Source organism: Qipengyuania sp. B-5 (assembly GCF_056857815.1).
This window is the reverse complement of record NZ_JBSXNU010000052.1, coordinates 57,011-69,944: the sequence shown is the minus strand read 5'-3', so window position 1 is coordinate 69,944 and position 12,934 is coordinate 57,011. Positions and strand designations below refer to the sequence as shown.

12 protein-coding genes are annotated in these 12,934 nt (G+C 61.4%); 5 read left to right on the top strand and 7 right to left on the bottom strand.

The features are described from left to right. Window positions 1–24: 24 nt before the first annotated feature. The 3 genes from AC13CE_RS11755 to moaA form a co-directional block, all read right to left on the bottom strand. Window positions 25–1,578, bottom strand: a complete 1,554-nt coding sequence (locus AC13CE_RS11755; RefSeq protein ID WP_482972521.1) for an MFS transporter — start codon at window positions 1,576–1,578, stop codon at window positions 25–27. 183 nt (window positions 1,579–1,761) lie between these two features. Next, window positions 1,762–2,946 (bottom strand): molybdopterin molybdotransferase MoeA, encoded by a 1,185-nt coding sequence (locus AC13CE_RS11750; protein WP_482972520.1) that lies wholly within the window; start codon window positions 2,944–2,946, stop codon window positions 1,762–1,764. Between the two features lie 11 nt (window positions 2,947–2,957). Next, window positions 2,958–3,995 (bottom strand): GTP 3',8-cyclase MoaA, encoded by a 1,038-nt coding sequence (gene moaA, locus AC13CE_RS11745; RefSeq protein WP_482972519.1) that lies wholly within the window; start codon window positions 3,993–3,995, stop codon window positions 2,958–2,960. 129 nt (window positions 3,996–4,124) lie between these two features. Between moaA and AC13CE_RS11740 the strand changes: the two genes are divergently transcribed. Genes AC13CE_RS11740 through AC13CE_RS11725 form a run of 4 tightly spaced genes read left to right on the top strand, consistent with a single transcriptional unit; the run spans window position 4,125 to window position 7,828 of the window. After that, window positions 4,125–5,201: a CaiB/BaiF CoA transferase family protein gene (locus tag AC13CE_RS11740; RefSeq protein WP_482972518.1), complete on the top strand. Its 1,077-nt coding sequence runs from the start codon at window positions 4,125–4,127 to the stop codon at window positions 5,199–5,201. A 27-nt stretch (window positions 5,202–5,228) separates the two neighbouring features. Continuing rightward, window positions 5,229–6,647, top strand: coding sequence for an aldehyde dehydrogenase family protein (locus tag AC13CE_RS11735; RefSeq protein ID WP_482972517.1), 1,419 nt, complete (start codon window positions 5,229–5,231; stop codon window positions 6,645–6,647). Continuing rightward, window positions 6,647–7,096: a MaoC family dehydratase gene (locus tag AC13CE_RS11730; protein WP_482972516.1), complete on the top strand. Its 450-nt coding sequence runs from the start codon at window positions 6,647–6,649 to the stop codon at window positions 7,094–7,096. The genes AC13CE_RS11735 and AC13CE_RS11730 overlap by 1 nt, the downstream gene beginning before the upstream one ends. Before the next feature lie 57 nt (window positions 7,097–7,153). Further along, window positions 7,154–7,828 carry an exopolysaccharide biosynthesis protein gene (locus tag AC13CE_RS11725; protein WP_482972515.1) on the top strand — a complete coding sequence of 225 codons (675 nt, stop codon included), beginning with the start codon at window positions 7,154–7,156 and terminating at the stop codon, window positions 7,826–7,828. 61 nt (window positions 7,829–7,889) lie between these two features. Here AC13CE_RS11725 and AC13CE_RS11720 read toward each other — a convergent pair whose 3' ends face one another. From AC13CE_RS11720 to AC13CE_RS11705, 4 genes are read right to left on the bottom strand one after another with little or no spacing between them, the layout of a single operon-like run. Next, a complete protein-coding gene (locus AC13CE_RS11720) occupies window positions 7,890–9,299 on the bottom strand; it encodes an efflux transporter outer membrane subunit (RefSeq protein ID WP_482972514.1) in 1,410 nt (469 codons plus the stop codon). Continuing rightward, the gene (locus tag AC13CE_RS11715) at window positions 9,299–10,291 is read right to left on the bottom strand and encodes an efflux RND transporter periplasmic adaptor subunit (RefSeq protein WP_482972513.1); all 993 of its coding nucleotides are present in this window, start codon (window positions 10,289–10,291) and stop codon (window positions 9,299–9,301) included. Before AC13CE_RS11715 ends, AC13CE_RS11720 begins: the two co-directional genes overlap by 1 nt. Further along, window positions 10,291–10,995 carry an ATP-binding cassette domain-containing protein gene (locus AC13CE_RS11710; RefSeq protein ID WP_221538437.1) on the bottom strand — a complete coding sequence of 235 codons (705 nt, stop codon included), beginning with the start codon at window positions 10,993–10,995 and terminating at the stop codon, window positions 10,291–10,293. Before AC13CE_RS11710 ends, AC13CE_RS11715 begins: the two co-directional genes overlap by 1 nt. Beyond that, window positions 10,992–12,179, bottom strand: coding sequence for an ABC transporter permease (locus tag AC13CE_RS11705; protein ID WP_482972512.1), 1,188 nt, complete (start codon window positions 12,177–12,179; stop codon window positions 10,992–10,994). Before AC13CE_RS11705 ends, AC13CE_RS11710 begins: the two co-directional genes overlap by 4 nt. 39 nt (window positions 12,180–12,218) lie before the next feature. Here AC13CE_RS11705 and AC13CE_RS11700 point away from each other — a divergent pair, with 39 nt between their 5' ends. Continuing rightward, window positions 12,219–12,857: a TetR/AcrR family transcriptional regulator gene (locus AC13CE_RS11700; protein ID WP_473821956.1), complete on the top strand. Its 639-nt coding sequence runs from the start codon at window positions 12,219–12,221 to the stop codon at window positions 12,855–12,857. The last annotated feature ends 77 nt before the right edge of the window (window positions 12,858–12,934 follow it).

Below are 12,934 nucleotides of genomic sequence, written 5' to 3'. Positions count from 1 at the left end.
GTCCTAGTGATGATGAGACCGCGGCTAGGCCTCCAGTTCACGCAGGCTGCGTCCGCGCGTTTCACGGCCAGCCCAGGCGATTAGCCCTGTAGAAACTGTCATAGGGACCAACAGGGCGAGCGCGGCTCCTCCCAGTGTCGGAATAAGGCCGATAAGTGCAAATCCCTGCACCGCTACACCGCCGAACTTGCTGCTTCCCGCAATGAGTCCTGTCGCCCGCCCGCGCACGCCAAGCGGGTAATTCTCTGCAGTATAAGGCAACAGCACGGCGATCATACCGTTGGTTCCGACGATGAGAATGGCGATCACCGCCACCAGCAGCGGAGGCCACGACAGCAGAGAAGGAGGAAGGAGGGCGCCGACGAGACCGATCAGGGTAAGCACCACCGTTCCGACAAGCGTCCACTTGCTGCTCCAGCGGCTGTAGAGCCAGGCTGCCAGTGCAACCGTGGGCAAGGCCAGAAGGGCAGAGCTGGCAAGGATCCCGCTGGCGAGCTCCGAGGAATAGCCCCTCTGCTGGAGGTCGCTCGGAAGCCATAGGAGAAGGCCGAAATTGACGAAGCTCCACGACAAAGCGGCTATCGTCAACGCGGTGGTCAGCCCGTTGTGGCGCTGGTGGGCGGTGGCGGCATCTTGCGGTGCGACGACCTTGGGGCGGGGTACTATTCCGAACCTTTCCCGCATTCTGGCGAGTTCGCTCGTCCGGCCCTGCTCGGCCAGGAACCGAGGCGATTCGGGGATTAGGCGCGCAAGCGCCAGAAGCAGCAACGCACTCGGAAAGCCCTGAAGCCAGAGGACCCGCCAACCGTAATCGGGCTCGAACGCATGGGCGGCAGCGCTGGCCGCAAGGTATCCGCCGATAAGCCCGGTGCCGCCGACCAGGACCAAGACCCACGAACGATGGCGCGGCGGCATCACCTCGGCAAGAAGCGTATAGACCACCGGCAACATCCCGCCCGCAGACAGACCCATCAGGAAACACATCACGACGTTCCAGAAGAACGAAGGCATCGCTCCGCAAATGGCGGTCGAGGCGAACAGGATCGTCGACAGCAGGATCGACACGCGGCGTCCGTAGATATCTGCTAGCCAGCCCCAGACGAAGGAGCCGATAGTGGTTCCCGTCAGGGCGATCAAAGGCAGCAGCGCTGCCTTCGATTGCGAGATTTCATACTCACGGCTCATGCCTGGGAGCACGAAGCCAAGGGTCGCAGGCTTCATGACATCGATGACCAGGCCCAAAGTCAAAACGACCAGCACGCCGGCATGCCAGCGCGTAAGGGGAGTGGTATCGTCCGCTTCATAGCTTGTGCCCGCTGCATCGCCATGCGGCGTCCGATGCTTGGGCAGGGCCCCCCAGCATGAGAGCGGAACACCGAGCGCGATCAGCGCCATTCCCAGATACATCCAGGGATCCATCGGCATGCCGACGAGACGGTTGTCGCCCATGTGATGTGCATGGAACAGCATCGGGAGGTGAAGCAGGATACCTGCACTGATGGCCCCGCAACCGAGCCAGAAAAATGCGGCTCTTTCGCCTAGAATAGAATTGAATCCGGATTCTTGGGTTGCAGACATCTGCGCGCCTTATTCGCTGAAAGCCGTTCAGGCAATCGACCCGGGCGGTGCACGCCGGAAGTACCGAGGTCCTGACGCACGCGACATTGCTAAAGCTTCTGTCGTAGGCAGTGTCGGGGGGACCCTAACTACTCTGTAAAATGCCAACGATTACTCCCTCGGCATCTGCGCCAACCTATTCGATCACAGCGCCAAAGCCTTTACGAAAGCACCTGCAGTGTATGCGTTAGAGCCCGGAGGAATTCGGATAAGCCAATCGGCAACGGCGAGCGGCGATTGAGCGCCGCTCTGCTGATTGCCGACTGGTACCAATCCCTCTGCCGTCGATGACGCTCGTACGAATGTTTCCCGCTTTCCGGAGCTCTGCAGGGACGACGCCAGCCTTACCGGGACGAAGTTTAGTTCCTTTTCAACCGGTCCGCCCTGCAATCTTGCCAATAGTGGGCGCAGGAACAAGCGTGCCGTCACCATGGCCGAGGTAGGATTGCCGGGCAATCCCAGAACGGGCTTCGCGCCGGCCAGACCGAACCATACCGGCCTTCCCGGTTTGATGGCGAGCTTGGAAAAGATCAGGTCCATTCCTGTGTCCGCGAACATTGGTCGCGCAAGGTCGCGTTCGCCGACAGAAGCGCCGCCGGTCACCACGATACAGTCGGCCATCGCGGCTGCTACACAAGCATGCTTGGTGAGTTCGGCAAGCTCGTCGGGACTCCTGACTCGAGATATCACCTGCGCTCCCCCTACTTTGCACAGGGAGGCAACTGCGTAGCTGATCGAATCCGGCACCCCTGAATCGATCGCGAATGCCTTGCCGGGGGATACGAGTTCGTCGCCAGTGGCTATGATGGCGATCTTCGGCCGTCTTGCGACCATTACTGTGGCTTGATCGGCGGCGGAGGCGGGCACGATTATCGGCGGTGTAATGTGAGTTCCGCGTTCGAGGATTACGTCGCCAGCGCGAAAATCACTCCCTGCGGTGCGGATATGTCGCTCCGGTCCATGACCTGGGGAAAAGGATACGGCGTTACCCTCGGCGCGCGCATATTCCTGCATGATTACGCAGTCGGCACCCGGGGGAATGGCCGCGCCGGTGAAGATACGGATCGCTTCGCCCTTTCCCAAGCTGCCTTTGAAAGGAGCGCCGGGCCGCGCTTCACCGACCACCTCCAGCGAGTCCGTTTCGCCGAGGGAATCAAGCCTTACGGCATAACCATCCATGACCGAGACGTCGCTTCGCGGAGCATCGCTGCGCGCAAGAAGGTCTTCAGCGAGGAAGCGGCCAGCCGATTGTTCTAGTGGTACTGATTCAGTACCCAGAGGTCTGACATTCTCAGCCAATAGCGCGATGGCTTCGTCAAAGCTCAGCATCGCTCGTCTTCTCAACCGCCGATGGAGGCGAGATTTGGCGTGGCCCCGCTGTCGCCTTCATGGAGGCGGTGCCCAATAGCCTTGTATGGCATCGCCGAGACTATGCGATCGATCAGCTCGGATTGCTGGTCCTTGTGCTGGAGGTAATTCCGTAGGTCGAAACCTTCCTTCCCGAAAAGGCAAAGATGCAGCCGGCCCCGGCTGGAAAGGCGCAGGCGATTGCAGCTGTCACAAAAGCCGGGCGAGTAGGGCGCGATCAGGCCGATGCGACCGCGGTAGTGTGGATGGCGGTATGCGATTGCCGGTCCGGCATCTCGCTCCCGCGCAACAGGGGTCCAGCCAGAATTCAGGAGCCGTTCGCGGATGGCTTCTCCCGGCGTCGACTGTTGTGCATGATATTGCGCATTGTCGTTGGTGCGCATCAATTCGATGAAACGCCAGGTAACGTCCCGCTCGGCGACGAAGTCCAGCACCTTTTCCCAGCCGGTGCCTTCCATCTCGCGGAGAAGGACGCTGTTGATTTTGACCGAGGAATATCCGGTACCGATCGCTGCATCGACACCGGCGACGACTTCGGACAGACGATCATGGCCGGTCAGTTTGGCGAAACCATCACGGTCGAGTGTGTCGATGCTGACATTTACCGCGTCGATCCCCGCCTCGCGCCATTCGGCCGCCCGTTCGGCGAGGCGGTAGCCATTGGTCGTCATCGCGATGCGCTCGACCGTTTCGATGCAGGATAATTCGCGTACGATCTCCGTGAAATCCGGACGAACCGTGGGCTCCCCGCCCGTCAGCCGCACCTTGCGAAGGCCAAGTTGCGAAAAAGCGCTCACCGCACGGCGGATTTCGTCAGGTGAAAGTTCGGTCGGCAAGCCTTTCTTCTTCACGAAGCCTTGCGGCAGGCAATAGCTGCAGCGGAAATTGCAGCGCTCGGTCAGGGAGAGGCGAAGATAGGTGAAGCGCCGTCCGAATCCGTCGTGAAGAGGGACGCGATCAGCGATTCGATCCATATGCGTCTCGTCGGCTTGAGGGGCGAACAGTGCCATTGACCCGAGGCATATACGCTCCCCTGCAACAAGGCCACCGTTCGCTATGGCGTGGGGGTACAGCCATTTCGGTTGCAATTACGGACTGTTTGGATTTGTGTGGACTAAACGCAAGATCGGGAGAGAAAAATGAGCAACGGACCTCTGGCAGGCCTCAAAGTTGTCGAGTTTCAGGGGATTGGGCCGGGGCCTCACGTGGCGATGCTCCTTGCCGATCTGGGTGCGGAAGTAGTGCGGATCGAACGGCCCGGACACCAGCCAATGAATGCGGTAGTCGAAAGGGCGCGCAACAGGGCGGCGGTCGACCTCAAGAGCGAGGACGGTCAGGCTTTCGTCAAGAAGGCGCTTACGCATGCCGATGTTCTCGTCGAAGGTTTCCGCCCAGGAGTGATGGAACGGCTGGGGCTCGGTCCGGATGAAATGCTCTCGCTCAACCCGCGGCTCGTCTATGCTCGCATGACCGGATGGGGGCAGGAGGGGCCGCTCGCGCAGGCAGCTGGCCACGATCTCAATTACATCGCCATCACCGGGGCGCTCGACAGCATCGGGGCGAAGGGGCAGTTGCCCATTCCGCCGCAAAACCTCGTCGGCGATTTCGGCGGCGGCTCGATGTACTGCGCCTTCGGGATCCTTGCGGCGATCTACGAACGCGAAAAGAGCGGGAAGGGCCAGGTCGTCGACGCGGCAATCGTCGATGGCGTGACCAGTCTGATGAGCTTTTTCTACGGCCAGCCGCATAGCGCATTGCGAACGACCGAGCGGGGTGCAGGGCTTTTGGGGGGGGCGGCGCATTTCTACCGCTGCTATGAATGTGCCGATGGCCGCGAGATCAGCGTGGGTGCTATCGAGCCGCAATTCTATGCAGAACTGCTGGCTCGTGCAGACGCGCCGAAGGAGCTTGCCGAGGGACAGCTCGATCCGAAGAATTGGGACGACTACGCCGAAAAGCTCGCCGCGCTGTTCAAGACCAAGACTCAGGCGCAGTGGGTGGCGCTGCTCGAAGGAACCGACGCGTGCTTCGCCCCGGTCGTGCCTTTGGATGAAGCTAAGGATCATCCGCATATGAAAGCGCGCGGGGCATTCGTCGAGCACGGCGGTCTTTCGCACACGGCGCCGGCACCGCGTTTCGGTCGCACGCCAGGGACGATCCGCGACAGTGCAGAAGATGGCGAAGAGGTGGTGGCGCGCTGGGCGACAAGGGGCTAGTGGAGCGGGCAAAAGGAGAGATACCTCATGCGCGAATTCACGAAGTTCTACATCGACGGCCAATGGGTCGATCCGGTCACGGAAAACACCGTAGCGGTCGAAAACCCCGCGACGGAAGAGACCATCGGTCACATCAGTTTCGGCACGAAGGCCGATGTCGACAAGGCAGTTGCCGCCGCGCGCCGAGCTTTCGAGATCTTCAGCCAGACCAGCAGGGAAGGACGGCTCACGCTGCTGCGTGCAATCCAGGCCGAAATCGAAAGCCGCAAGGAAGAACTCGCGACCGCTGTCAGCGACGAGATGGGCGCGCCGATGAGCCTTGCCAACGGACCACACGTGGGCCTGCTCGCCGGACACTGCCAGAAGGCAATCGAGATACTGGAAGGTTTCGAATTCGAACGTCAGGATGGCCCGACGCTCCACGTGTGGGAGCCGATCGGCGTGGTCGGCATGATCACCCCGTGGAACTGGCCGCTGAACCAGATCGCCTGCAAGGTGTTCCCCGCGCTGGCGACTGGTAATACCATGATTCTCAAACCGTCCGAAATCGCGCCTTTCAACGCGTATATATTTGCAGAGATCATGGATGCTGCGGGCGTGCCTGCAGGTGTATTCAACCTGGTCAATGGCGATGGGCCGGGTGTGGGCGAAGCCATCAGCGGTCATCCCGACATCGACATGGTCAGTTTCACAGGCTCGACGCGCGCGGGCATCGCAATCGCCAAGAACGCTGCCGACACCGTCAAGCGGGTGGCGCAGGAACTGGGCGGGAAAAGCCCGAACATCGTTCTCGACGACAGCGCTTTCGCGAAGTCGGTGGCCAAGGGAACAGTCTCGATGATGGGCAATTCCGGCCAGACCTGTACCGCGCCGAGCCGTATGCTCGTGCCGCACAAGCGTATGGAAGAAGCCAAGGCCGTGGCGAAGGAAGCCGCAGAAGGCGTCATCCCGGGTGATCCGAAAGGCAACGCTGCCATCGGGCCGGTTGTCAGCCGCACGCAGTGGGACAAGATTCAGGCGCTCATCGAAAAAGGTATCGAGGAAGGTGCGACGCTGGTGGTGGGCGGCCCCGGCAAGCCCGAAGGTCTGGAGACCGGCCATTATGTGAAGCCGACCGTATTCGCCGATGTCGACAACGATATGACCATTGCGCGGGAGGAAATCTTCGGACCGGTACTCTGTATCCTTGGTTACGACGATTATGACGATGCCATCCGCATCGCCAACGACACCGAATATGGGCTTGCCAGTGCGATCACCGGCGAAGACATCGAAATCGCCCGCAGCCTCGCCAAACGTATCCGTGCTGGTCGTGTCGCTATCAATGGCGGTTATGACATGAATGCGGCCTTCGGCGGTTACAAGAAGTCCGGCAACGGCCGCGAATGGGGCGAGTGGGGCTTCCACGATTTCCTCGAGGTGAAAGCCGTGATGGGCCATAGCTGATGGCAGGCAAATTCTTCGACGAATGGCAGGTCGGTGACAGGCTGACGCATGAAATCCGGCGTACGGTGACGGAAGCGGACAACCTCTTCTTCACCGTTATGACCCACAATCCGCAGCCGCTCCACCTCGACGTGGAAGCGGCGAAGGAAAGCGAGTTCGGGCAGATCCTGGTCAATGGGACTTTTACCTTCTCGCTGATGGTGGGGCTGAGTGTAGGGGATACGACGCTCGGCACACTGGTTGCCAATCTGGGCTACGACAAGCTGATCATGCCGAAACCGGTGTTCATAGGCGACACGCTGCATGCCACCAGCGAGGTAATTGCACTGCGCGAAAGCAAGTCGCGGCCCGACACGGGTATCGTCACTTTCCTGCACGAAGCAGTGAACCAGCGCAGCGAGGTCGTATGCCGGTGCGAACGTTCGGCGCTGCTCAGGAAAAGCGGCTGAACGACCGTTGGCACCTCTTTTGTCCCATCGTGCGTTGAGGGGCGAAGGGGATAGCGAGTGAGCGACGATAAGACCCGGCACGAACCGAAAAGCGTTGAGGACGTGATCGGCGAACTCGACGAGCTGGCGGCGCATAACGACAAGGTCTGCATCGGCGATGTGCTCGACGATTTCGGCGGGCGCAGCTTCGGACCCTTCATTATGCTGCCCGCCCTGATCGAGATCACCCCCGTGGGCGGTATCCCTGGCGTACCGACCTTTCTTGCTGTGATCATCGCGCTTGTCGCGGTCCAGATGCTGTTTGGAAAGGACCACGTATGGATGCCGCAATTCATTCAGAGACGTGCGGTCGGCGCTAAGAAGCTGCACAAGTCGGTCAAGAAGCTGCGCGGCATCGCACACTGGCTGGACGGGCACAGCAAGGACCGGCTCGGGAAACTGACCGGAGGGATCGGGCTTAAGGTCGCGGCACTGGCAGTCATCATTCTGTGCGTCACAGTTCCGCCGCTCGAGTTCCTCCCTTTCGCCAGTTCCGGCCCTATGCTCGCGATTGCTGCCATCGGCCTCGCCTTGATCGTGCACGATGGACTGGTGATGCTCTTTGCATTGCTATTGGCAGTCGCCGCGATAGGTGGTGGGACCTATTACTATTACACGTCGGATGACGAGGAAGGTGGAGCCGGGGGCTTGGCGATCGTGACTTCGGCAGACACTGCACTTCGGGTGGGTTGATCGCTTCACCCTAATGACGAGCAACGCGCTTATTATTTCAGCGTAAATCCGCCGGCATCTTTCAATCGTCCGGCTGAACCTCTCCGCCCAAGGCCTGCCACAGCAGGACCCGCGCTCTTCTTGCGCGGCCAAGTGCCGCTGCCGCCCGCTCACCGCTTGCGTCGGCTGCCCTGCGAGCCTCCAGTACCGTTAGGAAATCGGCGAGTCCCGCCCGCTGGCGCGTTTCCGCCAGACGTGCGGCGCGCTGCAGACTGGTTGCCTCCGCCTGTGCTGCCGCCAATTCGCGGTCTGCAGCTGCGACAAGCCCATATCCGGCCTCCGCGTCACCAAGTGCGGTATAGACCGATCCGCGATAGGCTTGGAACGCCGCTCGCTTTGTGGCGGCTGCGCCGTCTATTTCCGCTTCGATCCGACCGAAGTCGAACAGGGGTGCGGCAACCGAAGCGGCGAGCGATCCTACCAGACTATCCTCGTCGAACAGGTCGGCAGGACTGAAAGCGAGCAATCCGAGCGCAGCAGAGAGGTCAAAAGAGGGAAACCTGCGACGTGCAGTTGCAGCGAGTTCGGCATCCGCTGCTGCAAGCTCTGCAGCCGCAGACAGCACGTCGGGCCGGTTCACAAGCAGCGTCGATGGCAGGGCGGCTGGAGGGGGAGGAAGTTCGGCAACAGGCGGATCAAGGGCCAGCGCTGCGTGAACCTGCGCTGCTCCCTGTGCCGTCAGCGTCACCAGCCTGCCGGTCAGCCGGGCGCGCTCGCTCTCCAAAGCGGCTAGGCGGCTACGGGAGGCATCGGCGGCGCTTTGGGCGCGGACCCTGTCGAAGCCAGGCGCGATGCCTGCCCGTTCGCGCACACCCGCCAATCGAGCAAGACCTTCGGCAGCGGCAATATCTTCTTCGATTGCTTTCTGTCGCGCCTCGAGTGTCCGCCAGTCGATAACGCTGGCGGCAATCTCCGAGAGGAGAGCGTTGCGTACTGCGCGTGAAGAGGCGTTGGCGGCATCTATCCGCGCCAACGCTGCGCGTTCCTGTGCTCGCAAGCGACCAAACAGGTCAGGGTCCCACCGAGCGGTGAGGTTGGCGGCGTAGCTGACCCGTTCGGTATCGATACTCACGCCGGGAGGAAGCGAGGCGCCGAACTGTCGGGGATTTGTGCGCTGGCCCGTGACCGAAGCGTTCGCCCCGACCGAGGGCAGACGTTCCGCCCCAGCTCGATTCGCGCCCGCGCGGGCTTGGTCGATGCGGGCGAGTGCTTCCGCCAGGGTTGGCGAGCTGGCCAGAGCCTGGGCCGCGAGTGTGCCGAAGCCGGGGTCGTCTTGCGGAAGGAGAGCGGCCAGCTCCGCATCAGTCTGGACGTCAGGCGCATAGAGGAATTGGGGAGGCAGCACCGGTGTCGGGGTCGCTACTTCTGGCGGTGGTCCGGCAGCGCATGAGGCCAGTGCCACCGTGCCCGCGAGGAGGAGGATTTGCCGCATCACTTGCTCTGCCTGGCCGGAATATAGGCATCGACCTGCTGGCCGACCCGAAATATGCCAGTGTCGCCGGTTGCGCTGGCAGGCAGTTCGTAGATGACCTGCAACACCCTCACATCGACGCGTTCCGCAGCCGAATTGGTCAGCGACCGCTTCGGCACGACGAGCGGTTCGGCACGCACGAAGCTGGCTTTCACCTGCTGCTCGGCTGCACCGCGGGGTGAGACGGTGGCAGGCTGTCCTAGTGCGATACGGGGAGCCTGTTCCTCATCGATATCGATGCGCACATGCATCGGCTGTGTCTGGCCCATCTCGATGAAGGGCTGTGATCCGCCTCCGCCCATGGTCGAGACATATTCGCCCTTGCGGATATTCACCGCCAGGATTTCGCCGGCAATAGGTGCGCGTATGGTCAACCGGCCGATTTCGGTGCGTGCCGAAGCCGCCCGGGCCTGCGCCGCATCGAGCCGGGCGCGGACAAGCCGCAGGCGTTCTGCCGCTGCGCTCGCTTCGCCCTCTGCGCGGATGACTTCGCTGCGGCTTACGGCGGCGGGATCGTCGACACTGCGGTACAGCGCAAGCTGACGGCTGGCAGTCGCCTCGGCGCTCTGCGCTTCCGCTATTGCTGCGCGTGCTTCGCCAATGGCGGCTTCGGCCTCGCGTAATTGAGCGCGCACCTGACGGTCATCGACGGTGAACAGGGTCTGCCCCTCGCTGACCCTTTCCCCCGGTTGGACAAATACTCCGGTGACCAGTCCCGAAAGCGCGGAGCCGATCTGCACCAGTTCGCTCGACGGCTCTACCACGCCCGATCCTGCAACGCGTGCTTCGTTCGCCAGCGCTTCGGGTGCGCGCGGTGGTTCGCGGTCGGGATCCGACAGTTCCCGATCGGGCTGGCCGGACAAGATGTAGAAGGCAGCAAGCACAAGCCCGACTACCGCGATTAGGGGCAATATCTGGCGGGTGAAGCTAAGCGATTTGATATCAAGGGCCATCAGTGATCCTCCGGCATTTCAGTGCCGTCATGAGTAACCACGCCGTCCTCGAGCACGAGGATGCGATCGGCGAGATCGAATATACGATTGTCGTGTGTTACGATGATGCAGGCGCGATTTTCGGCGACGGCCACTTCTCGTAAAAGGTCCATCACCCGTCGTCCCGACGAAGCATCCAACGCAGCGGTAGGCTCGTCGCACACTACCAGACGGGGTTCGTGCACAAGAGCGCGCGCGATGGCGACGCGCTGCTGCTGTCCGCCCGAAAGCTGGTTCGGCAGCTTGGCGGCCTGATCGCCGATATTCAGCTTTTCCAGCATGGCGACCGCGCGCATGCGCGCTTCTTCACGGTCCATGCCCTGCGCCATCAAGGGCACGGCAGCATTGCTCGCGGCATCGATAGACGGGATCAGATTGTACTGTTGAAAGATGAAGCCGATGTTGTTCAACCGGAATTCGACGAGTTCGTCGTCGCTGAGATCGTAAATGTCGGTGCCGAAGACCTTCACCTCTCCCTGCGTGGGCCAGAGTATACCGCACATGATCGAGATGAGCGTGGTCTTGCCCGACCCGCTCTCGCCGACGAGAAAGGTCATCTCTCCCGCCTTCACATCGAGGTCGATCCCGTGCAGCACGGTGATGGTCTGCTGCCCCGCCTGGAAGTCGCGCGTGACTGCGCGCGTGCAGATGGCGGGCGCGCTCACCGGAACACCGCCGCGGGTTCGGTCTTCAGCACGCTCCGCAAGGCCAGCCAGCCGGTCAGGCCGAGAATGAGCGCGACCGCGACCAGGCTGATAAGCGGGATTTGCCACGGAATGTAAAAGCCCTTGAAGGTCGGGTCGGAGGAAAAGGCGGAGATGAATACCACGGTGCCGAGCACGCCGAGCCCGTAGCCGATCAATCCGACCAGACCTGCCTGCGCCGCGACCATCCTGCGTATCTTGCCGTTGGTCACGCCGATGGCCTTGAGCGCGCCGAACTGCTTGATGTTGTCGCGGATGAAAAGGCTGAAGGTCAGGCCGACGATGGCGACTCCCACGATAAAGCCGAGCGCCACGGTTATCCCGAAGTTGAGCGGTATGCCCGTATTGTCGATGATGAACTGGACGCCATCGCGCGCGAATTCCTCGCGCGTTTGCGCCTTCAGGCCTGTCTCGCGTTCGATACGTTCGGAGAGCGTTTTCGCCGCCGCAGGATCCTCGGCGCCCACGAGAACGAACGACAGCCGGTTGCGCGTGCCGGGGACATAGTTCAGCGCATTGCTGTATTTGGTATAGAGCACGACCGTGCTGGTGAAGCTCGGGATGGCATCCGCGATTCCCCGGATCACGGCGCGCTGATCGTTGAGCTCGAGCCGCTCGCCGATGGGTGATTGATCGGGAAACATGCGCGTGGTTCCAACGTCGTCGATGATGACGCTGTCGGGGCGTGAAAGAACGTCGGTCGAACCTTCGACCATATTTTTGGGCAGCCCGATCAGGGTAGCATCGTCGACCCCGATGACCGCGACACCTTCCAGATCGCCATCTTTCGTACGCACGGAGGCGTTTGCGCGGATATGGGGCACAGCCCATTCAACCCCCGGCACGCCGCGAACCTTATCGAGTGCGGTGGAGGGCATGGCATAGGCGACATCGGTGGTGCGGCTAACCGGGTCCATGACCCAGATATCTGCGCTCGACACGTTGTAGACCCCGCTGGCGCCGCGTTCGAGCAGGTTCACGAAAATGGTCAGCTGCTGCGTTATCAGCAGCGTCGAAAAGGCGATCCCGAATACGAGACCGAAGAATTTCTGGGCATCGCCGGTGAGCATGCGGATCGCGATCCAGATCATGTCGTCGCTGCCTCCTGCTTGGCCGAGCTTGCCACACTGTCCCGACTCGTCCATTATTGAACGATTACGTTTAATTGAACGGGAGCGTTCATTTTGTCAAGCGAGTCGAAGAAGGCAGGCAGGCCAGCGGATGCCGCCAAGCGCAAGGCCATTCTCGCCGCTGCCACGCAAGCCTTTTTCGAAGGCGGATTTGCGGCGACCTCTATCGAGCAGGTCGCGGCAGATGCGGGGGTTTCGAAGGTCACGGTTTACAATCATTTCGGAGACAAACGCGGGCTGTTTGCGGAAGCGGTGGGGGCAGAATGCGCGCGCATGCGCGAGTATTTTACGCTCCGGCAAATTCCGAGCGGAGCCCTGCGCGATCGGCTGCGTATCATCGGAGAAGCGATGGTGGCGTTTCTTTCCCGCGAGGAAATGATTCGGTTTGATCGTCGAATTGCTGCGGAAACCGAGCACGAGCCGGAGATTGGTGCCGCCTTTCTTGCGGCTGGCCCGCACCGCATGAAGCGCAATTTCGGCATGCTACTTGCGGCCATGGCCGAAGCAGGCGAGCTCGACCTCGACGATCCGGAACTTGCTGCCGAACAGTTTGCCAGCATGTGCAAGGGGATGGGCGATATGGAGCGGCGCTTCGGCCAGCCGAACGATCCTGAATACAATAGCAAGCGGATCGAGGGGGCGGTCGAGGTGTTTTGCCGCGCCTATGCCGTCGATAAGTGTGAGCGGAAATAAGCGAGAATTCGCCGCCCTCTAAACTTGCCATTCACCTGGGCCATCCTACATTCTACACGCTAGGAAAGGATTGCCCC